The sequence below is a fragment of the Pseudomonas sp. BMW13 genome (assembly GCF_013357275.1).
GTDB classification, from domain to species: domain Bacteria; phylum Pseudomonadota; class Gammaproteobacteria; order Pseudomonadales; family Pseudomonadaceae; genus Aquipseudomonas; species Aquipseudomonas khazarica.
In genome coordinates this window covers 93611-118488 of record NZ_SUKD01000025.1, presented here as the reverse complement: position 1 = coordinate 118488, position 24878 = coordinate 93611, and the positions used below count along the sequence as shown (strand labels likewise).

At 67.2% G+C, this 24878-nt stretch carries 16 protein-coding genes and 2 pseudogenes; 6 read left to right on the top strand and 12 right to left on the bottom strand.

The window, feature by feature from the left end; translation table 11 throughout:
* Positions 1-4: 4 nt before the first annotated feature.
* Positions 5-931: a formate dehydrogenase subunit beta gene (gene fdxH, locus E4487_RS19050; protein ID WP_175254122.1), complete on the bottom strand. Its 927-nt coding sequence runs from the start codon at positions 929-931 to the stop codon at positions 5-7.
* Between the two features lie 10 nt (positions 932-941).
* Positions 942-4013, bottom strand: a pseudogene (gene fdnG, locus E4487_RS19045) (formate dehydrogenase-N subunit alpha).
* 160 nt (positions 4014-4173) lie between these two features.
* Between fdnG and E4487_RS19040 the strand changes: the two are divergent.
* On the top strand, positions 4174-4623 hold the full coding sequence (locus tag E4487_RS19040) for a DMT family transporter (protein ID WP_047584361.1): 450 nt from the start codon (positions 4174-4176) through the stop codon (positions 4621-4623).
* Between the two features lies 1 nt (position 4624).
* Here the strand turns inward: E4487_RS19040 and E4487_RS19035 are convergent, their stop codons facing one another.
* Entirely contained in the window at positions 4625-5563 is a 939-nt protein-coding gene (locus tag E4487_RS19035; protein ID WP_134678080.1) for an SdiA-regulated domain-containing protein, read from the bottom strand.
* A 290-nt stretch (positions 5564-5853) separates the two neighbouring features.
* Here E4487_RS19035 and E4487_RS19030 point away from each other — a divergent pair, with 290 nt between their 5' ends.
* Complete coding sequence (locus E4487_RS19030; RefSeq protein ID WP_175254121.1) at positions 5854-6990, top strand: GGDEF domain-containing protein; 1137 nt, start codon at positions 5854-5856, stop codon at positions 6988-6990.
* Here E4487_RS19030 and E4487_RS24955 read toward each other — a convergent pair.
* From E4487_RS24955 to E4487_RS19010, 5 genes and pseudogenes are all read right to left on the bottom strand, one after another.
* A complete protein-coding gene (locus E4487_RS24955; RefSeq protein WP_373921546.1) occupies positions 6980-7708 on the bottom strand; it encodes a methyl-accepting chemotaxis protein in 729 nt (242 codons plus the stop codon). The two genes, E4487_RS19030 and E4487_RS24955, sit on opposite strands and share 11 nt — an antisense overlap.
* A gap of 135 nt (positions 7709-7843) precedes the next feature.
* Positions 7844-8866 (bottom strand): annotated as a pseudogene (locus E4487_RS24950) (cache domain-containing protein); the annotation flags it as partial.
* A gap of 237 nt (positions 8867-9103) precedes the next feature.
* Positions 9104-11425, bottom strand: a complete 2322-nt coding sequence (gene pbpC, locus E4487_RS19020; protein ID WP_175254119.1) for a peptidoglycan glycosyltransferase PbpC — start codon at positions 11423-11425, stop codon at positions 9104-9106.
* Between the two features lie 81 nt (positions 11426-11506).
* Entirely contained in the window at positions 11507-11851 is a 345-nt protein-coding gene (locus E4487_RS19015) for an endonuclease domain-containing protein (RefSeq protein WP_152487826.1), read from the bottom strand.
* Positions 11852-11976: 125 nt separating this feature from the next.
* Entirely contained in the window at positions 11977-16875 is a 4899-nt protein-coding gene (locus E4487_RS19010; protein ID WP_175254118.1) for an alpha-2-macroglobulin, read from the bottom strand.
* A 163-nt stretch (positions 16876-17038) separates the two neighbouring features.
* Between E4487_RS19010 and E4487_RS19005 the strand changes: the two genes are divergently transcribed.
* The 3 genes from E4487_RS19005 to E4487_RS18995 are packed head-to-tail and all read left to right on the top strand — an operon-like array spanning position 17039 to position 19897.
* Positions 17039-18418: an MATE family efflux transporter gene (locus E4487_RS19005; protein ID WP_175254117.1), complete on the top strand. Its 1380-nt coding sequence runs from the start codon at positions 17039-17041 to the stop codon at positions 18416-18418.
* On the top strand, positions 18390-19418 hold the full coding sequence (locus E4487_RS19000; RefSeq protein WP_175254116.1) for a diguanylate cyclase: 1029 nt from the start codon (positions 18390-18392) through the stop codon (positions 19416-19418). Before E4487_RS19005 ends, E4487_RS19000 begins: the two co-directional genes overlap by 29 nt.
* A gap of 17 nt (positions 19419-19435) precedes the next feature.
* Positions 19436-19897 carry a DUF2214 family protein gene (locus E4487_RS18995; RefSeq protein ID WP_037052621.1) on the top strand — a complete coding sequence of 154 codons (462 nt, stop codon included), beginning with the start codon at positions 19436-19438 and terminating at the stop codon, positions 19895-19897.
* Between the two features lie 3 nt (positions 19898-19900).
* Here the strand turns inward: E4487_RS18995 and E4487_RS18990 are convergent, their stop codons facing one another.
* From E4487_RS18990 to E4487_RS18980, 3 genes are read right to left on the bottom strand one after another with little or no spacing between them, the layout of a single operon-like run.
* Positions 19901-20332, bottom strand: coding sequence for a carboxymuconolactone decarboxylase family protein (locus tag E4487_RS18990; protein ID WP_037052619.1), 432 nt, complete (start codon positions 20330-20332; stop codon positions 19901-19903).
* Positions 20329-20952 (bottom strand): FMN-dependent NADH-azoreductase, encoded by a 624-nt coding sequence (locus E4487_RS18985; protein ID WP_037052616.1) that lies wholly within the window; start codon positions 20950-20952, stop codon positions 20329-20331. Before E4487_RS18985 ends, E4487_RS18990 begins: the two co-directional genes overlap by 4 nt.
* 1 nt (position 20953) lies before the next feature.
* The gene (locus E4487_RS18980) at positions 20954-21388 is read right to left on the bottom strand and encodes a GNAT family N-acetyltransferase (RefSeq protein ID WP_051800588.1); all 435 of its coding nucleotides are present in this window, start codon (positions 21386-21388) and stop codon (positions 20954-20956) included.
* A gap of 91 nt (positions 21389-21479) precedes the next feature.
* Here E4487_RS18980 and E4487_RS18975 point away from each other — a divergent pair, with 91 nt between their 5' ends.
* Positions 21480-22892, top strand: a complete 1413-nt coding sequence (locus E4487_RS18975) for a PLP-dependent aminotransferase family protein (protein WP_175254115.1) — start codon at positions 21480-21482, stop codon at positions 22890-22892.
* A gap of 3 nt (positions 22893-22895) precedes the next feature.
* Here E4487_RS18975 and speA read toward each other — a convergent pair whose 3' ends face one another.
* Complete coding sequence (gene speA, locus E4487_RS18970; protein WP_150607963.1) at positions 22896-24809, bottom strand: arginine decarboxylase; 1914 nt, start codon at positions 24807-24809, stop codon at positions 22896-22898.
* Between the last annotated feature and the right edge of the window lie 69 nt (positions 24810-24878).

Genomic DNA, 24878 nt, shown 5'->3' with positions numbered 1-24878 from the left:
TCTCCTACGGCCGCTGGTTCGGATCATAGGTGTGCACGGTCGGGTCGACCTGATGCACCACAGGATCGCCGGTCACGGGCTCGTCTTCCTCCACGCGGTTGCGTCCGACGCGGATGTAGTGGAAGAAGCCGAGCAGCGCCGTGGCGCCCATCGCGAGCAGGCCGAGCGGCTTGGCCACGCCCTTCCACAGCGCCACCGTCGGGCTGATGGCCGGGTCGTCCGGCAGCCCGGCGTACAGCGACGGTTTGTCGGCGTGGTGCAGCACGTACATCACGTGGGTGCCGCCGACGCCGGCCGGGTCATAGAGACCGGCATTGTCGTAGCCGCGCGACTTGAGGTCGGCGATGCGCCCGTCGGCGTGCTCCTTCATCGCCTCCTTGCTGCCGAAGACGATGGCGCCGGTCGGACAGGTCTTCACGCAGGCCGGCTCCATGCCGACGGACACGCGATCGGAGCACAGGCTGCACTTGTAGGCCTTGTGGTCCTTCTGCGAGATGCGCGGGATGTTGAACGGGCAACCGGTGATGCAGTAGCCGCAGCCGATGCATTTGTCCTGGTTGAAATCGACGATGCCGTTAGCGTACTGGATGATCGCCCCCGGGCTCGGGCAGGCCGCCAGGCAGCCCGGCTCGGCGCAGTGCATGCAGCCGTCCTTGCGGATCAGCCACTCCAGCTTGCCGCTTTCCTCCTCGTGTTCGGTGAAGCGCATCAGCGTCCAGGAGTTGGCCGTGAGGTCGGCCGGGTTGTCGTAGGTGCCGTGGTTGTGGCCGACCTCGTCACGCAGGTCGTTCCACTCCGAGCACGCCACCTGGCAGGCCTTGCAGCCGATGCACTTGGAGACGTCGATGAGCTTGGCCACCTCGCCGAGCTCGCGCACGGAGGGCATCGGCGTGGTGGTGGCGGAGCGGGCAATGATGTCTTGTGAGGCCATGGCGCTGCTCCTATGCCTTTTCCACGTTGACCAGGAACGACTTGAATTCCGGGGTCTGCGTGTTGCCGTCGCCGACGAAAGGCGTGAGGGTGTTGGTCAGGTAGCCGTTGCGCGCCACGCCTGCGAAGCCCCAGTGCAGGGGAATGCCGACCTGGTGCACGGTCTTGCCATCCACGGTGAGCGGTTTGATGCGCTTGGTCACCACCGCCACCGCCTTGATGTAGCCACGGTTGGACGACACCTTGACCCGCTCGCCGGCGACGATGCCCAGTTCCCTGGCCAGCGCCTCGCCGATCTCGACGAACTGCTCGGGCTGGACGATGGCATTGAGGCGGCAGTGCTTGGTCCAGAAGTGGAAGTGCTCGGTGAGGCGGTAGGTGGTCGCCGCATAGGGGAACTCGTCCGCCTTGCCGAACAGCTCCATGTCGTTCTGGAACACCCGGGCCGCCGGATTGCTGATGGCCCCCGGGTTGTCCGGGTGCATCGGGTTGCGCCCGATGGGCGTCTCGAACGGCTCGTAGTGCTCGGGGAACGGCCCTTCGGCCATCTTGTCCACGGCGAACAGGCGCGCCACCCCCTCGGGGTTCATGATGAAGGGGTTCATGCCGGCATCCGGCGGCGAGTCGACCTTGAAGTCGGGCACATCGGTGCCGCCCCAGGCCTTGCCGTTCCACCACACCAGGCGCTTCTTCTCGACATCCCAGGGCTGGCCGCTGACATCGGCCGAGGCACGGTTGTAGAGAATCCGCCGGTTGGCCGGCCACGACCAGGCCCAGCCGAGGGTCTGGCCCATGCCATAGGGGTCGGCGTTGTCGCGCCGCGCCATCTGGTTGCCCTGCGCGGTCCACGAACCGCAGAACAGCCAGCAGCCACTGGCGGTGCTGCCATCGGCGCGCAACTGGGCGAAGCCGGACAGTTGCTCACCGCCCTTGACCAGCAGCGCGCCGCTGGCCGGGTCGGTCAGGTCGCTCAGGGCCTTGCCGTTGAACTCGCGGGCCAGCTCGTCCGGGCCGGGTTCGTCGGGTTTCAGGTACGACCAGTCGAGGCTGAGGATAGGCGCGGGGAAGGCCCCGCCTTCCTTAGCGTACAACCCACGCAGGCGATGGTAGAGCCCGGCCATGATGGCGATGTCGGTGCGGGCCTGGCCGGGCGGCTCGGCGCCCTTCCAGTGCCACTGCAGCCAGCGCCCGCTGTTGACCAGCGAACCGTCCTCTTCGGCGAAGCAGGTGGTGGGCAGGCGGAACACCTCGGTCTGGATGCTGGCGCTGTCGACATCGTTGAACTCGTCGACGTGCTTCCAGAACTCCGAGGTCTCGGTGGCCAGGGGGTCCATGACCACCAGGTACTTGAGCTTGCCCAGCGCCGCGCCGACCTTGGCCTTGTTGGGGAACGAGGCGATCGGGTTGAAGCCCTGGCAGAAGTAACCGTTGACCTTGCCCTGGTACATCATGTCGAAGACCTTGAGCACGTCGTAGCCGGGAATGTCCAGCTTCGGCAACCAGTCGTAGCCCCAGTTGTTCTCGGCCGTGGCGTTCTTGCCGTACCAGGCCTTCATCAGGCTGACGTGGAACTTCTCGTAGTTCTGCCAGTAGGACAGCTGCCCCGGCCGCAGTGGCTTCGGCGCGCGCTTGGCGATGTAGGCGGCATAGTCCTGTTCGGCATCGCCAGGCAGGTTGAGGTAGCCCGGCAGCAGGTTGGAGAGCAGGCCCAGGTCGGTCAGCCCCTGGATGTTGGAGTGGCCGCGCAGGGCGTTCATGCCGCCGCCGGGCATGCCGATGTTGCCCAGCAGCAACTGCAGCATGGCGCCGGTGCGGATCATCTGCGAGCCCACCGAGTGCTGCGTCCAGCCCAGGGCGTACATGATGGTCATGACCTTGCCCGGCGCCGAGCACTCGGCGATGGTCTCCCACACCTGCAGCATCTGCGCCTTGGGTGTGCCGCAGATGCTGCTGACCAGGTCCTGGGTGTAACGGCTGTAGTGCTTCTTCAGCAGGTTGAACACGCAGCGCGGGTGGCTAAGGGTCGGGTCGACCACGGCATAGCCGTCCTAACCGATCTCGTAGCCCCAGCTGGCCTTGTCGTAGCGCCGCTTCTCGGCGTCGTAGCCACTGAACATGCCATCTTCGAAGGCGAACTCCTCGCGCACCACGAAGCTGACGTCGGTGTAGTTGCGCACGTACTCGTGCTGGATCTTGTCGTTCTCCAGCAGGTAGTTGATCAACCCGCCGAGGAAGGCGATATCGGTACCGGTGCGGATGGGCGCGTACAGGTCGGCCACCGAGGCCGAACGGGTGAAGCGCGGATCGACCACCACCAGCTTGGCCTGGTTGTGCGCCTTGGCTTCGGTCACCCACTTGAATCCGCAGGGGTGAGCCTCGGCGGCATTGCCGCCCATGATCAGGACCAGATCGGCATTCTTGATGTCGACCCAGTGGTTGGTCATGGCGCCGCGGCCAAACGTCGGGGCAAGACTTGCCACCGTCGGGCCGTGTCAGACACGTGCCTGGTTATCGAACCCCAGTATGCCGAGTGAACGCACCACCTTGTGGGTGATGTAGCCGGCCTCGTTGCTCGACGCAGAGGCGGCCAGGAAGCCCGTGCTGAGCCAGCGGTTGACCGTCTGCCCCTGCTCGTTCTTCTCGATGAAATTGGCGTCGCGGTCGGCCTTCATGTGCCGGGCGATGCGGTCCAGCGCCTGGTCCCAGTCGATGCGCTTCCACTCGCTGGAGCCGGCTTCGCGCACTTGCGGGTACTTGAGGCGATTGGGGCTGTGGACGAAGTCCAGCAGGCCCGCGCCTTTCGGGCAGAGGGTGCCGCGGTTGACCGGATGGTCGGCGTCCCCTTCGATGTGGATGATGTTCTGCGCCACGTTCTTCGCCGCATCGCCCTGGCTGTACATGATCAGGCCGCAGCCGACCGAGCAGTAAGGGCAGGTGTTGCGCGTTTCGGTGGTACTGGTCAGTTTGAAATGTCGCACCTGGTCGGCGAAGGCATCCGGGGGCGCGACCCCCAGAGCCGCCAGGCTCGATGCTCCAAGGCCTACGCCGCAGACCTTGAAGAACTGTCGACGGTTCATGTCCATCGTGGGTTCTCCGAATCAGGCTGACGCCCGGTGCGTTGCCGGGCGCATCGCAATCAAGCCTAGCCGAAGCCTTCGGCTTCGCCAGGCGCCTCGTCGGATAGCGGCGCTGGTGCGCCGGCGCGTCATAATGGCGCCCTTTCCCTGCCTCTGGAGTGCTCCCATGAATCAAGTCAGCGGATGGCTGCTCGCCCTGCCCTTTCTGGCCGGAGCCGTGCTGCCGCTGCAGGCCGGCATCAACGGCCAGCTCGCCCGCCATCTGTCCAGCGTGTTCGCCGCCGCGCTGATCTCCTTCGCCGTCGGCACCCTGGCGCTGCTGCTGATGACCCTGAGCCAGCGCGAGCTGCCCGGCCTGGGCCTGCTCAAGGAGCTGACCTGGTGGCACTGGAGTGGCGGCCTGCTCGGCGCCTTCTTCATCGCCACCGCCGCCTTCGCCGGCCCCCGCGTCGGCGCCCTGCTGTTCATGGTGCTGGTGATCGCCGGTCAGTTGGCCATGGCCATCACCCTCGATCATTTCGGCTGGGCTGGGTTTCGCGAGTCGCCGATCACCTTCGGCAAGGTGGCAGGCCTGCTGCTGATCGTCGCCGGTATCTGGATGATCCGCCGCGGCTGAGTCAGCGGCGCTGCAGGCGATAGAACAGATTGGGTTCGCTGGCCAGGTAGAGATTGCCCTGGCCATCGAACGTCACGCCCTCGGCCTGCGGCACGCTGCTGTGCAGGCCGGCAAAGCCTCGCAGCAGCGAACGGAAGCTGATCAGCCGGCCATCCTGGCCGAGTTCGATCAGCAGCTTCGACTCGTCGCTCAGCAACACCAGGTGACCGGTGCGCTCGTCGAAATGCACCGACGACAGGTCGCTGGCGAAGATCTTCTGGTCGATCCAGGCCTGGCGGTCGATCACTTCCAGGTTGAAGCGGCCCTGCAGGCTGCTCTTGAGCCCCCTGACCTCGTAGAGCTTGCGTGGCGAATGCTCCTTGACCACGAACAGCCGATCGCCGGCGCGGTCGTAGCCAAGGCCCTCGAAGCCCTGGTTTCCTCCCTGGTCGATGCTCAGCGTCAGCGCCCGATGCTGCGTGCGGCGAATCGCGCCTCCAGGTTGCGTTGGAACGGCGACGGCGACCAGCGCGTGCTTGCGCTCCTCGGCCAGCAGCAAGAGGTCGTCGCCCAGGTAGGTCACGCCCTCGACATCCTCGAAACCTTCGAGCGGGTAGCGTGCGATCAGCTCGCCTTCAGGCGACAGCCGCAGCAGTTGCTCCGGGTTGTTGACCACCGCCCAGATCTGCTGGCGATCATCATCGAAGCTGAGCCCGGAGAAGTTGTTGCCGACACCGGCGACCGGCTTGGCGTCGATCGCCACCCGGTATTCGGGCAACCACAGGCTGCGATGCTCCCAGGCATCCTCATGCCAGGAGGTCTTGATCCAGAAGTACAGCCGCTCATCGAGATGCAGCAGACGCAGGGAATAGGTCGCCAGCAGCAAGGCCAGCAACAGCGCCCATTTCCATGGGCTGAGGACAGGAAGCTTTCCAAGCATCCCCTTGGCAGCGGACAACATCGCAGAGCGCTCGCATGAAGGTGGATGAACGACAGCCTGCGCCCGTTTTGTTGCAATCGTGCGCAGTGCAGTCTCCGACTGCGACGAACACCCACGGGTTCTTCCGCCAGGGGCAGGCAAACGTAACGGGACATTGCCCGCCGGGGCCGGCAACGACAGGCGGCACACAGTAGTGGCGATTCGACACTCATCTCCCCGTAAAAAGCGCTATGCTCTGGCGAACTGGCTTCTGTGATCACAAAAACTCCAGGAGAGGGCACCGACCTCTCTAGCGAGGCCCAAGCAGAGAAATGACCGACGCCGAAGTACCGCGCCAGCCAACGACCTTCGCGCTGTGGCGCGAAGTGGACGACACGCGCATCCGCACCCGCGTGGGCGGACTCTTCTACCTGCTCGCCTGGCTGCTGACCTGGATATTCAGCGCCTCTCCGGCAGGTGTCGTCGTCAGTGGCGTGCTGGGCAGCTGCCTGTTCGCCGGATTGCTGATCGCCCGGCTGCTGCATCGCCCCAACGCGATCGACGATCCGCAGCAGCTGAAACACTGGCTGGATCGTCACTGGGGGCTGATTCTGCTGACGGCGTTCTGCTGGGGCCAGGCGCACGCCCTGGCGCTCTACAGCGACGCCTACGACGGCTCGGAACTGATCGCCACGCTCGCCACCGTGGCCTTCAGCACAGCGATGACCTTCAACTTCGCCATGCGCTACAGACGTGCCCTGCTGGCGCTGATCCTGCTCTACCTGCCAGGGCTCGCCGTGATGGCGTCGAACTGGGACGAGCGCCACGCCGTGCTGATCACCCTGCTCTTCTACCTGGGCTATCTGGTCCTGGTGCTGGGGCGCAATCACCGTGAGTACCGCGCCACGCTGGAGCTGGAACTGAAACTCCTGGATCAGCAGCGCCAGCTCGACCTGCTCAGCCGTACCGACAGCCTGACGCAACTGGGCAACCGCTATCAGTTCAACAACCTGTTCCCCAGCCTGGTGGCCAATGCCATACGCCAGGGCGAACCGCTGTCGCTGGTGTTGCTGGACATCGACTTCTTCAAGCAGGTCAACGACGAACACGGCCATGCCAGCGGCGATGCCTGCCTGACTGCCTTCGCCGAACGCATGCGCCGGGTCTTCCGACGCGATGCCGATGCCCTGTTGCGTCTCGGTGGCGAGGAGTTCGGCGTGCTGCTGCCGGGTACGACCCTGGCACAGGCCTGGGACCTGGCGGAGCACTTCCGGCGCGAGCTGGAAGAGGAAGGCCTGGAGCTGCCCGGACAACGCCTGGTGCTGACCACCAGCCTCGGCGTCGGCTGCTTCAACAGCCGCCACGACAGCGATGCCGACGCCTTCTTCCGTCGCGTCGACAGCGCGCTGTACCGGGCCAAGCGCGAAGGCCGCAACCGCCTGGTCTCGGCCGAGCCGGTCAGAGCCTGAACTTGCCCATCTGCCCCGTCAGGTCGTCGGCCAGGCGGCTGAGGGTCTGACAATCCTCGCGACAGGCACGGACTTCACCGGCGGTGGCATGCGCCAGGTCGGCGATGCCCTGCACGTTGCGGTTGATCTCCTCGGTCACCGAGCTCTGCTCCTCGGTCGCGGCCGCCACCTGGGTGTTCATGTCGCTGATGCGCTCGACCTGCTCGGTGATCGCCCCCAGCGACTGCCCGGTGCGCTGGCTGGACTCGACACCGGTGCTGGTCGCCGCCTGTCCCGCATGCATGGAGCTGACCGCCGTCTCGGCCCCCTGTTTGAGGCGCTGGATCATCTGCTGGATTTCATCGGTCGAGGCCTGGGTGCGGCTGGCCAGGGTACGCACTTCATCGGCGACCACCGCGAAGCCACGGCCCATCTCGCCAGCGCGTGCGGCCTCGATGGCGGCGTTGAGCGCGAGCAGGTTGGTCTGCTCGGAAATCCCGCGGATCACCGCCAGCACCTGATCGATGGAAGCCACCTGGTCGGCCAGTTCGGTGACCGCCTCGGCAGCGCTGCCGATGTCCGCCGACATCCGCTCGATATGGGCGATGGATTGCCCGACCACCTGGCGCGCACCCTGCGCCTCGTCACGCGCGGCATGTGAGGACTGCGCGGCGCTGCTGGCGTTGCGCGCGATCTCCTGCACGGTGAGGCCCATCTCATGCACGGCGGTGGCCACCATGTCGGTCATTTCCTGCTGCTGGCCGGCGCGTCCGGCCGTGTTCTCCACCACCCGCGTCACCTGGCCGACCGCCGTGCGCAGGCGCTCGCTGGTCGCCAGCACGTCACCGATCAGGTCGCGCTGGCTGGCGAGAAAACGGTTGAAGCCGCGCGCCAGATCACCCAGCTCATCAGCCCTCGACTCATCGAGACGACGGGTCAGGTCACCACCGCCGCCGCCGATTTCCACCAGCGCCTGAGTCACCTGACGAATCGGCCGCACCAGCCCACGCGCCAGCAGCACCACCAGGCCGAGGAACAGCAGCGCCACGGCGACGCCGATCAGGCTGGTCACCCACAGTGCCTGCCGCGCCTCGGCATAGACTTCCGCCTCCGGCACCTCGCTGACCAGCAGCCAGTCGATGCTGGCGAACTTCTGCGCCACCGCGAGAAAGGTCTCGCCATCACGCTCGAAACGCACCGCATGGCTGTCACCGGCCAGGACCTGGCGAGCGGCATCGGCACCGAAGAGTTCGCTCAGCTTGCCGCTGCCGCTCAGCTCCGAGCGCGGATGCACCTTGACGTTGCCCTGGCCGTCGACGAGGAACACCTGGCCACGCTCGCCGAAGTGGAACTCGCTGATCATCTTCGACATGTCCGCCAGGCTGTAGCCGAGGCCGGAGACGCCCAGGGTCTTGCCGCCCTGCTTGATGCGCTGGTTGATGAACAGCGTGGGCAGGCGCGTGGTCTTGTCGATGTCGATCTCCAGCGCCCGGTCACGGTCGCTGTCGACCAGGCGATAGAACCACTGGTTCTCCGTCTGGCTGCGGTCGAGGGTGCGCATCAGCCCTTCACCGGTGGTGTAGTTGCCGCTGGCGAGGGCGACGATGGAAGTGGTCATGGCGTTCTGCTGAGCACGCACGCCCTCGAGGTAGCGGGCGAACTCGTCGCGCCGGGTCGCGTCCTCGCCGGCGGCCAGCCAGTCCTGTACCAGGCTGTTCTCGGCGATCGAGGCATTGGCGGTGATCGGCGCGGTCAGCACCCGCTCCAGGTCGTTGCGTATCGCCAGAACCCGTGCGGGCAGCGCCTCTTCGATCAGGTAGCGCTCGGTCAGGCGATTGACCACCGCCGAGTAGATGCCGACGACGATCAGGATGCTGGCCAGCAGAGCGGCGCCCATGCTGAGGATCAACTGCCACTGGATGCTGCGTTGCCAGAGACGCATGAAGGGTTCTCCCGGAGGTGGTTCGGAGCTCGACCGAGTAATTGGATACAAAATTGTACACATATTGCAAATCAGTGACCGACAGATGTCCTATCGGCGGCGCCGGCCCGGACTTTACTCGCGCCGTCCGGGGCGCTCGGCCAGGCGCCCGCGCAGAGCGGCCGGCGCCTGCCTGCGCGGCGTCGGGCGCACTCAGGGGGCGACGCTGAATTCCAGACGAGCGGTCTGGCCACCGTCGTCGAGCACGCTGAGCTGATGCCGACCGCTGTCGAAAACCTGGCTGAAGGTCGCGTCCATCGCGCTGTCACCAAGCGGTCGACCGTCGAGGAACCACCAGCGTCGACCACTGCCGCCCAGGGCCGAAAGGCTCAGACGCAGTGGTTCATGGTTGCCCTGCGGCCTGCGCAGGCGGTCACCGTCGCGCACACCGACGATGGACAGCGGCGCCGCCTGGTTGCGCGGCGGCGGCGGGCAATCGGCATCCACGCCCGGCAACCGCGCACTGCGCCGTTCGCGGCGTGGCAACCAGGGCTCCAGCGGCGCCGGCCACAGGTCCAGTTCCCGCGCCTCGGCCCCCGCACAACCGGGGCCGACGCGCTTGCCCTGGGTGTTGACCCAGTAGCGCTCGCGCAGGCCACTGCCCAGCGGCTGATCGGCCGCCAGCAGGGTCGGTGGCGTGGTGCCCTCCAGCGTCCAGGCGAAACGCAGGCGCCGGCAATTGGGATCGTCCTTGCTCATCGGCTGCCCCAGTGGCCAGCAGACGGCGGCGACACCGACCTCGGCCGGCTGCGGATCGGGCGGCACGGCGATGCCGCGCTGGCTGTCACGATTGACCAGCAGATCATGCACCTGCAGCAGCAGCGGCGCGGCAGAGGCCAGGCCGAACTGGCCGGGCACCGGCGTACCGTCGGGACGACCGATCCACACACCGATCAGGTGACGCGGACCGACGCCGATGGCCCAGGCATCGCGAAAACCGTAGCTGGTGCCGGTCTTCCAGGCCAGCGTCGGGCGCTGCGCCAGGTAGGCACGCGGGTCGCGGTCGGGACGGGCCTGGCCGCTGAGAATGCGGCGGATGATCCAGGCCGCCCCCGGGGACAGCAGGCGTCGCTCACGCAGCACATCGCCGGGCTGCAAACGCGGTTTGGCGGCCATGCCGCCGCGGGCGAAGGCGCTGTAGCCGGCCACCAGGGACTCCAGTCGCGCCCCGCCACCGCCGAGGATCAGCGCCAGGTTCGGCTCGGCCAGCGGCGGCAGGCGGATCGGCACGCCAGCACCGCGCAGCTCGCCGGCAAAACGCTTCGGCCCATAGGCTTCGAGCAGTTGCACGGCAGGCAGGTTGAGCGACGTGGCCAGCGCCTCGCTGGCCGACACCGGGCCAATGAAGCCCGCAGCGAAGTTGCCGGGACGGTAGTCGCCATAATGGCGCGGCACGTCCTGCAACAGCGACTCGGAATGGATCAGCCCGGCATCCAGCGCCATGCCGTAGAGAAAGGGTTTCAGCGTCGAGCCGGGCGAACGCAGCGCTCGAACCATGTCGACATGACCGAAGCGCGCGGTATCGCCGATGTCCACCGAACCCAGGTAGGCACGCACGGCCATGCTCGGATGCTCGACCACCAGGATCGCCGCCGAGGTGCGCTCGGGCAGACGCGCGCGCCAGCCCAGCAGCAGGTCTTCCAGGCGCAGCTGCAGGCCGGCGTCGAGCGTGGTGCGGATCAGCGGCGGGCTGCCGGCACGATTCAGGCGCCTGGCCAGCAGCGGCGCCAGGCTCGGCTCGCGGCGCGGGGCCAGGAACACCGGTTCCTCCAGCGCCTCGTCCACCTGCACCTGCGGCCACACCTGGAACTCGCCCAGGCGGCGCAGCACCTTGTCACGTGCGGCCTGGGCGCGCTGCGGATGGCGGTCCGGGCGCAACCGGCTGGGCGCCTGCGGCAGTACCGCGAGCAGGGCCGCCTCGGCGCGGGTCAGCTGGCTCGGCGGCTTGCCCAGGTAACTCCAGCTCGCCGCCGCCACCCCCTGCAAGGTGCCGCCGAACGGCGCCCGGTTCAGGTAAAGGGCGAGAATCTCGTCCTTGGACAGGTGCCATTCCAGCTGTGCGGTACGCCACAGCTGCTTGAACTTGCCGGGCAGATCGCGACTGTGCGGGTCGAGCAGACGCGCGACCTGCATCGACAGCGTGCTGCCGCCGGACACCACGCGCCCGCCTGTCAGGTTCTGCCAGGCCGCCCGTGCCAGCGCCAGCGGATTCACCCCGGGGTGCTGACGAAACCAGCGGTCCTCGTAGGTCAGCAAGGCCTCCAGGTAGTAGGGCGAAACCTCGTCCGGCGTCACCGGGTAGCGCCACACGCCGTCATGGTCAGCGAAGCGCCACAGCGGCGTGCCATCCTCGGCCAGCACCACACGGGCCAGGTCGTCCTCGGGCAAGGGCAGCGGGAACAACTGGTCGGCGAGCCAGAGCAGGGCCAGGGGCAGCAGAAAAATCAGGAGCCAGCGACGGACTAGGCGGTGCATGCACAACCCTCTCCCCCAGCCCCTCTCCCATTTATGGGAGAGGGGAGCAGATCAGTATTCTGCGAAGCCTCGCGGCAACGTTCACGGACCATCTTGCTCGCCGATTTCAAGACGAATCTGTTCAAGTACGGCCTCTGTTTCAGCCAGTAGCTGATGATTCCAGAAGCGCAGCACACGATAACCTCGATTTTGTAGATAACGTTCACGCTGTTGATCGTATTCCCCCTGCTGCAGGTGCTGCCCACCATCGAGCTCGATGACCAGCCAGCGCTCGGTGCAGATGAAATCGACGATGTAAGGACCAATGGGTTTCTGCCGTTTGAACTTCAGACCGAGGAAACGATGCCCACGCAGGTAGTACCAGAGCCGTTGCTCGGCATCGGTCATCTCGCGACGTAGGCGTTTGGCGTTGTCGAGTAACGTCATGGTTCCTCCCTGAACCCTTGCCCTCTCCCGCAAGCGGGAGAGGGCGCGGTCTGACGCGCCAGCAGAACCTGATGCGGTCGTCCCCCTCTCCCATTTATGGGAGAGGGTTGGGGAGAGGGCCGTTTCTAACGCCCCCGCACCACCAGAGTACCCGGCGAGCTGCCCAGCGCCTGCCAGCTGGGCCGGTACATCGATTCCACCTGGGGTGGCGGCACGCGGTAGCTGCCGGGGGTCACGGCGCGGGCCAGGTACAGCAGGTGGGTGGTGCCGTAGCCTTCGACGTCCACGGCGGCCACGTAGCGGTCACCGCGATATTCCTGGTGCTTGATGCGGGCGTTCTGCATGGAGCGGCGCCATTCCTTGACGCTGCTGCCCGCGTCGTCGAGGCTCGCAGCGCTTTGCGCCAGGTTCTGGTTTTCCAGCTCCAGGCCGGCGGGCAGCAGATCGACCACCAGGGCATCGGGCACGCGCTGCTTGGCGCGCACGGCCAGGTGCACCAGCACCAGTTCGCCGCTGTCCAGGCGCTGCAGGTCGAGCGGGCGACCATCCATGCCGAGGTACTCGCGCTCGATGCTCAGGTTGTCACCTCCAGCTCGCGGCGCCTGGGTCGGGTAGCCGGACAGGGTCAGCTGCTGGTACAGCGTGGCGCTGCCGGCGTTGCTCACGCTCAGCGGCTCCGCCAGTTCGGCGCGTTCCAGCTTGATGCCCGGCTGCTGGTCGCTCAGTTCGAACTGGAAGGCACCGCTGGCGAGCGCTGCGCGCCAGTTCTGCTCCGGCTTGCTGAGAATGCCGCGACCGGCGAGGAACAGCGAGTTGCGCTCCTGGGTCGACAGCCAGCGCCTGCCGGCCAGTTCATCGGCCAGATCGAACAGGCGCTGCTCGCTCTGCTCGGCAGCCAGGTCGTTCTCTTCGAGCACCGACAGGATCAGCGCCTGGTCACGCAGCGGGCTGCCATAGTCGGCCATCCAGCGCTCGCCATCACGCTTGCGGCTCAGCCCGGCAGCCAGAGCCTGACCCGCGCGCGGGCCATCGCCCATCAGCTTCAGCGCCGCCGCCAGTTGCACCAGCGGCAGACCGGAACGGGCGTCGTTGCGCCGGTCGAACAGGCTGCGCAGGGCCCCCAGCGGGGCCTGCTGGCTGCGCGCCAACACGTAGCCGGCATAGGCCTGCACGGCGAAACGGGTGTGCGCGAAGTCCTGGCTGTAGCTGGCCTCGATCAGACTGCTCTGCTGCAGGTAGCGCAGCAGGCGATCGTTGGCTTTCTTCAGCGCCTCGGCCGGCACGCCGAAGCCCTGCTCGCGGGCGCGCAGGAGGAAGTCGGTGACGTAGGCGGTCAACCAGTACTCTTCCTCGCTCTCGGCGCTCCACAGGCCGAAACCACCGCTGTGGCGCTGCATGCCGAGCAGGCGTTCGATACCCAGCTCGATGCTCTTGCGCCGCTGCTCGTCGGGCTCGCCTTCCAGGCCAAGTCGCTTGAGGCTGGCGGCATCGGCGTACAACGAGGGGTACAGGCCACTGGTGGTCTGCTCCAGGCAGCCGTAGGGATAGGCCTTGAGTGCGCGGATCTGCTCGCCGAGGTTCAGCGGCGGCCGGCTCGACAGCGCCAGCACCGCCTCCAGACCGGCCGGTTCGAACTGGTTCAGGGTGCCAGCCGGCATGCTCCACGGCTCGCCCTCGCCCAGCACGGCACGGAAGTGCTGCAGCTGCGCCGGGTAGGCCGGACGAATGCCCAGCGTCCACTCGCGGGTGAAATCACCCAGCGCCTCGTTCGGCAGCGCCAGGCCCTGCACCTCGACATGGATGCGCCCCTGGCCCAGGCCACCTTCGGCCCGTACCGGGATGCGCAGCGTGGTGCGTTCACCGTCCTTGAGGTTGATCGGCGACTCGCCCTTGCCGAGCAGACGCAGCTGGCCTTCCACGCCCAGTTGCACGTCGAGCTTCTGCTCGCTGCCGGAGAGGTTGGTCAGGTCCAGCGCCAGCGTGGTTTCGTCGCCGCCGGCGAGGAAGCGCGGCATTGACAGTTCGGCGACCAGCGGCGCCGCCACCACCGTCTTGGCCTCGGCCATGCCGAAGCGCTCATCGGTCCAGGCCTGCGCCATCAGCCGCAGCTCACCGTTGAAGTCGGGGATGTCCAGGCTGACTTCACCTTCGCCCTTGGCGTCGAGCTTCAAGGCATCGCTCTGCAGGGCGACGATCAGCACGCTGGTGTCCGGGCGCTTGCCACCGGCGGCGAGGCCGGCGTCACCCCCGAAGGCCAGGCTGGCGACGCGGCCCTGCGCCTCGATCAGCTGGCCGTAGATATCCAGCTGGTCGGCGCCATAGGCCTTGCGCCCGAAGAAGTTGGCGAACGGGTCGGGCGTGGCGTAGCTGGTGATGTTGAGGATGCCGACGTCCACTGCGGCAACCAGCACGCGCACCGTCTCGGGAATGCTGCCATCGGCGTTGCGCGCGCTGACCTTGACCTTCAGCGGCTGCTTGGGTCGCATCTTCTCCGGCGCGTCCAGGCTCACCGCCAGCTTGCGCGGCGCACGCTCCAGCGGCAGGTGCAGCAGGCCCACGGCACGCTTCGGCGTGACCTGCGCCTTGCGCTCACCGGGGCGTACCACCAGGGCACTCAGGTACAGGTCATGCCGCGCCCACTGCTTGTCGATCGGCAGCTCGAAGGTCTTGCCTTCGGCCGGCACGCTGATTTCCTGCCACCACAGCGGCCCCTCGCTGGACTCGACCAGCAGGTAGCCATTGCCGGCAGCCGGCGGAGTGACGGTGATCTTGGCCACGTCGCCGGCGGCATAGGCCGGTTTGTCCAGCGCCAGCTTGACCTGGTCCGGGCGCACCGCGCCGCCGTCGGCGTTGTCCTGCCAGCGGTAGCCGGCCCAGAAGCGCAGGTTGCTGACCAGACCGGTCTGGTTGTCCACCACCTCGACCCGATACGGGCCCCACTCCACCGGGAAACTGACCTTGGCGGTGCCGCCGGCGGCGATCTTCAGCGGCTCGTCGCTGAGGGTGAGGAATTTCTCGTTGTAGTTGTGGCGCCAGCCCTCGCCGTCGGAGAAGCTCCAGAAGTAGTCGCGGCGCTCGCGCACCAGACGCACGTTGAGGTTATCGGCGGCCAGCTTGTTGCCGTCGGCGTCGGCCACGAGAATTTCGAACTCGGCGAGGCTGTCGGCATCGACCTCCTCACCGTCGAACAGGCCGCGCACACCGGGCAGGCGCTCGGCCGGCCATACCGGCTGCACCAGGCGCCGGGTGATCGGGCGACCACCGGACTCCTGCAGGCTGGCCTGGAGGATCAGACGCAGCGGCGACTTGGCGTCGCTCCAGCGGTTCTCCGGACGCAGCACGGCACGCCCTTCATCGTCGAGGTTCTGTTCGTCGAGTTCCTGATCCTGGCTCAGGTCGGCCTCGGTGATATCGCCGAACTGGTAGCCGGGCAGGCTCGCCACGGCTTCACGCAGCGGGCGCACGTAGAGCTGCCCGCTCAGGCGATTGCCGGCGGCCGGTGCGCCGTAGAGGTAACGCCCGGTCACCGCGAACTCGGCGCTGTCGCTCGGTGCGTAAGGTTGCTCCTGGCCCTTGAGTTCCAGCGCCATGCGCTCGGGCAGGAAGTCCTCGACGAGGAATTCATAGAGTTGCGGGCTGCCGTCGCCGAGATCGAGCAGCAGTTGCCAGCGCCCGGTCGGCGCTTCCTCGGCGAGCGGCAGCTGGTATTGATAGAGGCCACCCTCGTCGGCGTTCCAGACGAACTTGCGGCTGACCTGCTCATCCGGGCGACGCACCTCGACGCTGATCGGCTGGGCCTTCACCGGGCTGCCATCGGCATCGCGCAGCAGGCCATTGAGCAGCACGGTCTCGCCTGGGCGATAGAGGTCACGCGGGCCGAACACGAAGAACTGCAGGGCGTGGGCCTTGGGACCGGTGATATCGAATTCGGCCAGGTCCAGCGCCGGGGTATTCAGGCGCAGCAGGCTGGTCTGCTCGTCCTGCTTGGCCAGCAGCACCTGGGCCTTGGCCGGCAGCGGCAATTGCGCATGGCCGGCGGAATCGGTCTTGCCCTCGGCGAGCAGTGCGCCTTCGCCGTCGAGCAGCTCCAGCTGCACGCCGGACTGGGCCTTGCCGCCCTCCAGCGCCTGGGTGAAGACATCCAGGCGATCCTGGTAGCGATGCGCCGACAGGCCGATGTCGCTGAGGCTGAACAGGGTCGCCGGCTGCGAATAGCTGTAGCTGCCGGCTTCACGCATCACCGCCAGGTACACGCCGGGCTGCTTGAACGGCTCCAGGCCGGCGATCGGCAACAGCAGGGTCTCGCGGGTGTTGCGCGCCGGGTTGAGGTCGAAGCGTCCGCCGTAGACCAGATCGGCCATCGGCAGCAGCTCGCGGGCTTCCCAGGTGTCCAGGTTGCTGGCGCGGCCCCAGCGCGAGAGGAAACGCGGCAGCATCTCCGGCTTGATGCGGAAGAACTCGACATTGACCTTGTCGACGTTCAGCGCGATCACCGGCAGGCCCTCGGCCAGGCGGGTGGGCAACAGCGAGCCACGACTGGCGAAGCCGACGCTGGCCTGCAGGTCGCGGGTCTGGAAACGGCTGACATGCTCGCTCGCCAGTTTGCCGCCATTGATCGACTGCAGGCCGGCATCGACGGTCAGCACCAGCTTGCGCTTGGGCTCCAGGTGGCGCAGGCGCAGTTCGCTGAGGTTGTCGGTCAGCTCCCAGGCGCCGTCGACCTTGCCGCTGGTGCTGTCGACCAGATGCAGGCGCTCGGCGAAGGTCTGTTCGGGATCGAGGGGAATGGAGAAGGTCACCGACAGCGTGCTGGCGCCGTCGAGCTGCACTTCGGAAACGTCGACCACCTCCAGCTCGCGACCGGCGTAGCGCTTGGCCAGCGCCTCGCGATCGACTGCGGGTCTCGCGGCCTCGGCCTGCTGCGCGGCAGGGGCGGCGGGGGTCACAGTGGCGGGAGGTTGAGAGGAATCACAGGCACTGAGCAGACTCAGTACCAAGGCCAGAAGCAGTCCTTTGTTCGGCATTGCGGGCTCCATGATCGGGGGGCGCAGAAGCCGACAACTATAGCCGAGGCATCCCCCCAGCGACGAGCCGTCCCGACGAATTCGCCAAGCCACTCACACTCCTGCCACGGCATGCGGGCAGCACAGCGCTGTGCCTATAATCGCCGCTTTGCCGGAGCCGTCCATGTCCGCCCTGCTCGACGCCTGGCGCCACGCCCCGACCCAGCGCAAGGTCTGGGCCCTGGCCGCGCCGATGATCCTCTCCAACCTCTCGGTGCCGCTGGTGGCCCTGGTGGACACCGCCGTGGTTGGCCACCTGCCGCATGCGCACCAGCTGGCGGCGGTGGCGGTCGGCGGCAGCCTGTACACCCTGCTGACCTGGGCCATGGGCTTCCTGCGCATGGGCAGCACCGGCTTCGCCGCCCAGGCGGCTGGCCGTGGCGACGGCGGCGCGCTGCGCCAGGTGCTGCTGCAGGGGCTCGGCCTGGGCGTGTGCCTGGCACTGCTGCTGAGCCTGCTGGCCATTCCCTTCAGCAGCGCGGCGCTGAGCCTGATGCAGCCGTCGGCCGAGCTGGATCAACTGGCGCGCCAGTACTTCCAGATTCGCCTGTTCGGCCTGCCCGCCAGCCTGGCGACCTATGCCCTGATCGGCTGGCTGCTGGGCACGCAGAGCGCACGCGGGCCGCTGGCCATTCTGCTCACCGCCAACCTGCTCAACGTCGGGCTGGACCTGCTGTTCGTGCTCGGTCTCGAATGGGGCGTGGCTGGCGCGGCCTGGGCCTCGGTGATAGCCGAATGGAGCGGCGCCCTGCTCGGCCTGTGGCTGACCCGCGGCGCCCTCGCACGCTACCCCGGCCACCTGGACGGCCGCGCACTGCAACGCTGGAGCAGCTGGCGCCCGCTGCTGGCGGTCAACCGTGACATTTTCATCCGCACGCTGGCGCTGCAACTGGTGTTCTTCCTGATCACCGTGCAAGGCACGCGCCTGGGCGACGCCACGGTGGCAGCCAATGCCCTGCTGCTCAACGGCCTGACGCTGACCGCCTATGCCCTCGACGGCCTGGCGCATGCCGTCGAAGCGCTGTGCGGTCATGCGCTCGGCGCCCGTGATCGCCATGCGTTGAGGCGTGCCCTGCTGGTGGCCGGTGCCTGGTCATTGCTGGCCAGCATCGGCTTCGCGCTGTTCTTCCTGTTCGGCGGCCACTGGTTCGTCGCCCTGCTCACCGACATCAGCGAGATACGCGCGCTGGCCCAGGTGTTCCTGCCATACCTGGCCGTGCTGCCCTTGCTGGCCGTGTGGAGCTACCTGCTCGACGGCCTGTTCATCGGTGCCACGCGGGCACGCGAGATGCGCGACGCCATGCTCATCGCCCTGGCGCTGAGCCTGCCGCTGGCCTGGTGGCTGCAGAGTCTGGGCAACCACGGGCTGTGGTTGGCATTTCTGGCATTCATGGGGCTGCGAAGCCTGGTTCTCGGGGGCTATGCTTGGAGCATCAATCGTCGCAACCTCTGGTTTCCCCCTGGAGAGATCACCGATGCTCAGTGCGCCGCTACCCGCGAATGAAACTGAACGCCAGCAGGCCCTGGAGAGCCTGGACGTGCTCGACACACCGGCCGACCCCTACCTGGATGCGCTCACCCGTCTGGCCCGCGATCTGTTCGGGGTCAAGACAGCGCTGATCAGCCTGATCGACAACGAGCGCCAGTGGTTCAAGAGTCGCCAGGGCCTGGAGGTCGCCGAGACCCCACGCGCGGTGTCGTTCTGCGCCCACGCGATTCTGCAGGACACGCCGCTGGTGGTCGAGGACAGCCACCGCGACAGCCGTTTCTGCGACAACCCGATCGTACTGCGCGCCCCGCACGTGCGCTTCTATGCCGGCCACCCGCTGTTCGATGCCCAGCAGCAGGCGCTCGGCACGCTCTGCCTGATCGATCCGGCACCACGCCGCCTCGATCGCCAGGAGCTGATGCGACTCAGGGATCTGGCCTACGTGGTGCAGGGCTACCTGCAACTACGCCACTGCGCCCACCAGGCCGATGACCTGCGCGATGCGCTGAGCCGCGAGCAGCGCAAGGGCATGCTCGACCCCCTGACGCAGCTGTGGAACCGTGCCGGGCTGCTGCATTTCCTGCCGCTGGAGCAGGCGGTCGCCGAGCGCAGCGGCTTGCAGCTCGGCCTGATCTACTGCGACCTGGACCACTTCAAGCGGGTCAACGACGAGCATGGCCACGATGCCGGCGACCACGTGCTGTGGGAAAGCGCACGGCGCATGAGCGCGACGGTACGCCCGCAGGACGTGGTCACGCGCAACGGCGGCGAGGAGTTCGTCATCCTCGCCCTGGTGAAGGATGACCAGGAGCTGCTGCTGATCGCCGAACGCATCCGCCTGGCCATCGCCAGCCAGCCCATCGTGCTCGAGCACACGCAGTTGCAGCAGACCGTCAGCCTCGGCTGTGCCCTGCTCGGCCCCGGCGAGAGCAGCAGCGCGGCGCTCAAGCGCGCCGACCAGGCGCTGTATCGCGCCAAGCACGAAGGCCGCAACCGCAGCCTGCTCGCCCCCTGATCCGGAGAGGAACCCGCATGGCCGCTGCCCTCGTCGCCTACCTGCACTACCTGTCGATCTTCGCCCTGTTCGCCCTGCTCAGCATCGAGCATGTGCTGTTCAAGGCGCCGCTGGACCTGTCACGCGCGCGCAGCCTGATGATCACCGACATCGCCTACGGCATCTGTGCCGGCGTGGTCCTGGCGACCGGCGTCGCCCGCGTACTGTGGTTCGCCAAGGGCACCGACTATTACCTGGGCAACAGCCTGTTCCATGCCAAGGTCGGCCTGTTCATCCTGGTCGGCCTGCTGTCGATCCTGCCGACCTATGTCTTCTTCAACTGGCGCAACGCGGTTCAGGCCGGCCAGGTCCCGGAGCCCAGCCCCAGGCAACTGCGCCTGGTGACCTGGACCATCCGCCTGGAACTGCTGCTGTTGCTGGTGATTCCCCTGCTGGCCGCGCTGATGGCGCGTGGCTATGGCGTGATCAGCGCAGGCTGAGCGTCACAGACGCATGCCGATGGCCAGGCGATTGAGGCCACTCATCAGGGCCACGGCAATGGTCAGGTCGGAGATTTCCCTGGCACTGAAGTGCGCCTCCAGCGGCTGGTAGTCCTGATCGTCGGCATGGCTGCGGGCGATCTCGCTCAACGACTCCGCCCAGGCCAGCGCCGCTCGCTCACGCGCCTGGAAATGACGACTCACGCGCCAACCGGCCAGGCCGTCCAGCTTGGCCTGGGGCACACCCTCCGCACGTAGCGACTCGCTGTGTTTCTCCAGGCAGTAGGCACAGCCGTTGATCTGCGAGACGCGCAGATAGAGCAGTTCGATCAGTTCCTTGCCCAGCGGGCCACGCTCCAGCGCGGCCTTGGTGGCGAGCAGACCCTGCATCGCTTCGCCGGACAGATCGTAATAGGGCTGGCGCAACGCGCTCATGGCAGGACTCCCGGCGCAGCAAGATGGGGGTTGGCATCCAGCTGCGCGCGCGCCTGCGCCAGCATCGCCTCGGCATGCGCCTGGCCGCGGACCAGGCCCTGCAGGTGAATGAACTCCAGGTCGTGGATGCCGATGGTACTCAGCACATGGCGCAGGTAGGAGGTGAGGAAGTCCGGCTGCCGCGCCTGCTCGCCACGGTAGAAGCCGCCCGAACTCACCACGACGAAGGTCGGACGATCCGCCAGCAGCCCCACCTTGCCAGCCTCGGTGGCGGCGAAGCTGCGCCCGATGCGCAGCACGTAGTCGATCCACAGTTTCAGCGCCGCCGGCACCGTGAAGTTGTGCATCGGCGTGGCGATCACCAGGCAGTCGCTGCCTTCCAGCTCGCCGATCAGTCGCTCGGAGACCTGCAACGCCGGATCGTCGCCAGGCGCCTGCGCCACCAGTGCCTCGGCATAGGCCGCTGCCAGTGCCGGCAAGGGCTCGCTCGCCAGGTCGCGCTCCAGCACCTGGGCCTGGGGGTGACGCTGACGCAGACGCTCGACCAGCTCCTGCGCCAGGCCGCTACCGCGACTCTGGCGACCGAAGGGGCCGCATTCCAACAGGAGGATTCGCTGCATTTCAAAGCACCTCGCGAAAGTGCATGCCGATGGCCAGCAAACCCTGACGGTAGTAGAAACGCTGCCCGCGTGCGTTGCCCAGCGCAGTGTCCAGCACGAAGTTGGCGCAGCCCAGGCGGCGTGCCTGGGCCCGCGCCTCATCCAGCAGCCGCTCGCCGATGCCCTGGCTACGCAGGTCCTCGCGCGTCACCAGGTCATCGACATAGAAGAAGCGCCCGTGCAGCAGGTTCTCCTGCAGGCGACAACCGGCCAGGCCCAGCACCTCGTCGCCCTGGCGCGCCGCCAGCAGGCGATAACCCTGCTCGGCCTGGCGTTGCAGGCGCTGGACGAAATCGTCGGCGTCGCTCAGGTGTGGGCGCAATACGCGCATCAGGGGCAGGCAGGCACGCAGTTCGTCCGGGTCGTCGAGCCAGTCGCAGCGGTAGTCGGAAATCATGGCGGTTCTCCATCGAAGATGGCCGCCACTCTAGGCGGAACATGGCATAGTCAGTAGAGCCAAGAATCATCGAATCGATCAGGACATAGGCATGTACAGCATTCGCCTGGAAAGCGCACGCGACAAGGCGACACCGATCTACCTGCAGCTCTATCAGCGCCTGCGCGAAGCGATCGCCGAGGGCCGCCTGCAGCCAGGCGAGCGCGTGCCCTCGGTTCGCGCCCTGGCCAGCGAGCTCAATCTGGCGCGCGGAACGGTAGAGGCGGCCTACCAGTTGCTGGTCGGCGAGGGTTATCTGCTGCCGCGCGGGCCGGCCGGCACCGTGGTCTCCCCGCAGTTGCCGCATGCCCCCGGCAACCCTGTGCTGCCCGCCAAACAGCGCCAGGCCTCGCGCTCAGGCGATGAGCCGAGCGCAGAGGCGCTGCCGTTCCAGCTCGGCCTGCCGGCCCTGGACAGCTTCCCGCGCAAGCTCTGGAGCCGGCTCGGCGCGCGCCACCTGCGCCAGCTGAGCAGCCCCGACCTCAACTACCCGCCCGCACAGGGCCTGCCCGCGCTGCGGCGCAGCCTGGTGCGCTATCTGGGGGTGTCGCGCGGCATCGCCTGCGAGCCGGAACAGATCTTCATCACCACCGGCTATCGCAACGCCCTGCTGCTGATCCGCCAGACCTTGCTGCAAGCCGGCGACCGCTGCTGGTTCGAAGACCCGGGTTATTTCAAGGCACGCCAGATGCTCGAGGGCAGCGAGGTCACGCTAGTCCCGGTGCCGGTGGACGAACAGGGACTCTGCGTGGAGCGCGGGCGGGCGCTCGCCCCGGATGCCCGCTGCGCGCTGGTCACGCCGTCCCACCAGAGCCCCCTGGGTGTGTCGCTGAGCCTGCCCCGGCGACTGGCCCTGCTCGACTGGGCGGCGAACCGCCAGGCCTGGATCATCGAAGACGACTACGACAGCGAGTACCGTTACGTCGGTCGCCCATTGCCGGCCCTGAAGAGCCTCGACCATGCCGGCCGCGTGCTGTACTGCGGCACCTTCAGCAAGGTGCTGTTCCCCGGCTTGCGTCTGGCCTACCTGGTGGTACCGCAGGCACAGGTGGCGCGCTTCGCCGCCTGCGCACAGGACTTCGATCACGGCTGTCCGGCGTTGCCTCAGGCAATCACCGCGGACTTTCTCGACCAGGGCCACTTCGCCCGCCACCTCAAGCGCATGCGTGCGCGCTATGCCGAGCGCCGCGCTCATCTGGCCTCGGCGCTGCAACACGTCCTGGGTTCACGCCTGCGCGTCGAGTTGCAGGCCGGCGGCATCCATCTGCTGGCCCGGCTCGACGAGCGCGAGGACGACCGCGCCCTGGCAGCCCGCGCACAAGGCGCCGGGCTGGCGGTGATGGCATTGTCGGAGTGGTCGCGGCAGCATCCCTGCGGCAGCGGGCTGCTGCTGGGCTTCACCAACATCGCCAGCGCCGAGCAGGCGTTGCACCTGGCTCGACGCCTGGCCGAGGCGATCAGTTGAGCATCAGGACGCCAGGTAGGAGGAGCGGGTCAGCCCCAGGCGCAGCGCGTCGAGGAACTGGGTGCGCTCGCGGGCACTGATCCGGGCGCTGGCCACCTTGTCGCGGTAATGCGTCATCAGCTCCTCGGGCGACAGGTGCACGTAGCGCAGCATGTCCTCGATGGTGTCGTGGGTCTCGATGCCGGCATGCACCGCACTGCCATCGGCGGCCTGGTAGATGTTCACCGAGTCGGTGTCACCGAACAGGTTGTGCATGTCGCCAAGAATCTCCTGGTAGGCGCCGACCAGGAAGATGCCCAGCACATAGTCCTCGCCCTCCTTGATCTCGTGCACCGGCAGGCTGGTCTCGATGGACTGCTCGTCGACGTACTGGCGGATCTTGCCGTCGGAGTCGCAGGTCAGGTCCTGCAGCACGGCACGGCGCAGCGGCTCCTCGTCCAGGCGCGACAGCGGCAGGATCGGCAGGATCTGGCCGATGGCCCAGGTGTCCGGCAGGCTCTGGAACACCGAGAAGTTGCAGATGTACTTGTCGGCCAGCTTGTCGTTGAGCTCGTCGAGCACGGCGCGGTGCGAACGCTGACGGGCCTTGAGCTGGTTGTGCAGGCGACGGCAGATGGCGAAGTAGCACTGCTCGGCCAGGGCCTTCTGCGCCAGGCTCAGCTTGCCGGCGGAATACTGCGCGGCCACTTCCTCGATGTAGTGGGTGGCACGCCAGTAGGTCTCGGCGACCATTTCCGGATCGCTGTCGTCGAGCAGCTCGATCAGCACCTGGAGGATTTCCGGCTGTTCGACGCTCGGATCGATCTCCGGCACCTTGTCGTTGTGCCGCTCGACATCGGTGACCTGCACCAGCAGCACGGCGTGGTGCGCGGTCATCGCCCGGCCGCTCTCGGAGAAGATGTGCGGATGGGGGATCTCCTGGCGGTCGCAGAACTCCTTGAGCATGTCGACCACGGCATCGGCGTAGTCCTGCATGTCGTAGTTGATCGAGCTGGCGTTGCGCGAGTGGGTGCCGTCGTAGTCCACGCCGAGGCCGCCGCCGACATCGATATGATCGACCGGCAGGCCCATGGCGCGCAGCTCGCCGTAGTAGCGGATGGCCTCGCGGAAGCCCTTGCGGTAGTCGGCGATGTTGGCGATCTGCGAGCCCATGTGGAAGTGCAGCAGGCGGATGCCCTGGTCCAGCCCGGCCGCGCGGAAGCGCTCGACGACCTGGAGGATCTGCGCGGCCGAGAGACCGAACTTGGATTTCTCGCCGCCGGTGTCGGCCCACTTGGAGGAGGCCAGCGAGGACAGGCGCACGCGCAGGCCGATCTGCGGCGCGACCTTGAGCTCGGCCGCCTCCTCGATCACCAGGCGCACCTCGGATTCCTTCTCGATGACGATGAACACGTTGTGGCCGAGCTTCTGCCCCATCAGCGCCAGACGGATGAACTCGCGGTCCTTGTAGCCGTTGCAGACGATGGTGCCGCCCTTCGGCGCCAGCGCCAGCACGGCCAGCAGCTCGGGCTTGGAGCCGGCTTCCAGGCCGATGGAAACGTTCTGCGTGGCGATGATGTTCTCGACCACCGCTTCCTGCTGGTTGACCTTGATCGGGTACAGCGCGGTGTAGCGGCTCTGGTATTCCAGGCGCTCGATGCTGGAGTCGAAGGCGCCGGTGAGGCGACGCACGCGGTCCTGCAGGATGTCCGGGAAGCGCACCAGCAGCGGCAGCGACAGACCGCTCTGGCGCAGCTCCTCGACCTGCTGGCTGAGGTCGATGGGCTGGCTGTCGGGCCCGTTGGGACGCACCTCGACGCGACCGGCATCGTTGATCGAGAAATAGCCGGCGCCCCAGTGGCGAATGCCGTAGACACTGCGGCTATCGGCTACGGTCCATTGGCTGCCGTCGTCTTTGCGGGTGCGTCGTGCGGACATCGGGTTCTCCCATGAGAAAGCCTGGCCTGCGGGCGGCCAGTCGGAAAATTTAAGCAAGCAAGATGACGT

What these genes read in the sequence shown, in the direction of transcription:
- fdxH (WP_175254122.1), bottom strand. Translation starts at nt 931, where the DNA reads ATGGCCTCACAAGACATCATTGCCCGCTCCGCCACCACCACGCCGATG.
- E4487_RS19040 (WP_047584361.1), top strand. Translation starts at nt 4,174, where the DNA reads ATGAATCAAGTCAGCGGATGGCTGCTCGCCCTGCCCTTTCTGGCCGGA.
- E4487_RS19035 (WP_134678080.1), bottom strand. Translation starts at nt 5,563, where the DNA reads ATGTTGTCCGCTGCCAAGGGGATGCTTGGAAAGCTTCCTGTCCTCAGC.
- E4487_RS19030 (WP_175254121.1), top strand. Translation starts at nt 5,854, where the DNA reads ATGACCGACGCCGAAGTACCGCGCCAGCCAACGACCTTCGCGCTGTGG.
- E4487_RS24955 (WP_373921546.1), bottom strand. Translation starts at nt 7,708, where the DNA reads ATGGTGGCCACCGCCGTGCATGAGATGGGCCTCACCGTGCAGGAGATC.
- pbpC (WP_175254119.1), bottom strand. Translation starts at nt 11,425, where the DNA reads ATGCACCGCCTAGTCCGTCGCTGGCTCCTGATTTTTCTGCTGCCCCTG.
- E4487_RS19015 (WP_152487826.1), bottom strand. Translation starts at nt 11,851, where the DNA reads ATGACGTTACTCGACAACGCCAAACGCCTACGTCGCGAGATGACCGAT.
- E4487_RS19010 (WP_175254118.1), bottom strand. Translation starts at nt 16,875, where the DNA reads ATGCCGAACAAAGGACTGCTTCTGGCCTTGGTACTGAGTCTGCTCAGT.
- E4487_RS19005 (WP_175254117.1), top strand. Translation starts at nt 17,039, where the DNA reads ATGTCCGCCCTGCTCGACGCCTGGCGCCACGCCCCGACCCAGCGCAAG.
- E4487_RS19000 (WP_175254116.1), top strand. Translation starts at nt 18,390, where the DNA reads ATGCTCAGTGCGCCGCTACCCGCGAATGAAACTGAACGCCAGCAGGCC.
- E4487_RS18995 (WP_037052621.1), top strand. Translation starts at nt 19,436, where the DNA reads ATGGCCGCTGCCCTCGTCGCCTACCTGCACTACCTGTCGATCTTCGCC.
- E4487_RS18990 (WP_037052619.1), bottom strand. Translation starts at nt 20,332, where the DNA reads ATGAGCGCGTTGCGCCAGCCCTATTACGATCTGTCCGGCGAAGCGATG.
- E4487_RS18985 (WP_037052616.1), bottom strand. Translation starts at nt 20,952, where the DNA reads ATGCAGCGAATCCTCCTGTTGGAATGCGGCCCCTTCGGTCGCCAGAGT.
- E4487_RS18980 (WP_051800588.1), bottom strand. Translation starts at nt 21,388, where the DNA reads ATGATTTCCGACTACCGCTGCGACTGGCTCGACGACCCGGACGAACTG.
- E4487_RS18975 (WP_175254115.1), top strand. Translation starts at nt 21,480, where the DNA reads ATGTACAGCATTCGCCTGGAAAGCGCACGCGACAAGGCGACACCGATC.
- speA (WP_150607963.1), bottom strand. Translation starts at nt 24,809, where the DNA reads ATGTCCGCACGACGCACCCGCAAAGACGACGGCAGCCAATGGACCGTA.